This is a genomic window from Frateuria sp. GZRR35, assembly GCF_051900415.1.
Classification (GTDB): Bacteria; Pseudomonadota; Gammaproteobacteria; order Xanthomonadales; family Rhodanobacteraceae; genus Frateuria_A.
The window spans coordinates 1-821 of sequence record NZ_JBHZGL010000032.1 but is presented as its reverse complement, the minus strand read 5'-3'; the positions used below and the strand labels follow the sequence as shown (position 1 = coordinate 821).

The window sequence follows — 821 nt, the reverse complement described above, 5'->3', positions numbered from 1 at the left end:
CGCGAGCACTTCGCTGGTCACCACCACGGGTGACCTGGCGATCAACGGGGCAGTGGACGGCACGACGACCACGCTGACCTCGGCCGGCGCGATTACCGAGGGCGCTAGTGGCGTCATCACCGCCGACACGCTGACTGGCAGTTCCGCCGGTGCCACCGCGCTCAATGGCGCCAATCAGGTAGGCGCGCTGGGTGCGTTCACCACGGGTGGCGATTTCGGTTTCAACAACGCGCAGACCCTGACGGTGAACAATGCGCCGTCGGCCAACGGCGGCTTGGGCAACCTCGCCCTGACCACCACCGGACCGAGCTCGGACCTGATTCTGGCCAGCAACCTCACCGGCAACACGGTCACCCTTGGCGCGGGCCGAAACATCAATCAAACCGGCGGCGCCATCAGCGCCACCTCGCTGACCGGCCATTCCGTCGGCACTACCTCGCTCAACGGTCCCAACCAGATCGGTGGCCTGGGCAGCTTCACGGCCGCCAGCTTCGCGCTCACCAATGCGCAGGCGCTGGCTGTCACCGGCACCGTCAATGGCGGCGCCAGCACGGCGCTGACCACGACCACCGGCGACCTGGCGATCGATGGCGCGGTGAAGGGCACCACGGTCACGCTGACCTCCGCTGGCGCGATCACCGAAGGCACCAGTGGCGTCATCACCACCGATACCCTGTCGGGCAGTTCGACCGGTGCGACCACGCTCAACGGCGCCAACCAGATCGGTACGCTGGGCAGCTTCAGTGCGGTCGGTTTCAACCTGACCAACGCGCAGGCCCTGGCGGTCGCTGGCCCGATCGACGGCGGCGCGAGCACCTCGC

General features: G+C 68.0%; 1 protein-coding gene. It reads left to right on the top strand.

The features are described 5' to 3' along the window. Positions 1-821, top strand: an 821-nt coding sequence (locus ACFWZ3_RS17285) for a hypothetical protein (RefSeq protein ID WP_439708912.1), incomplete at both ends; no start/stop codon positions are given.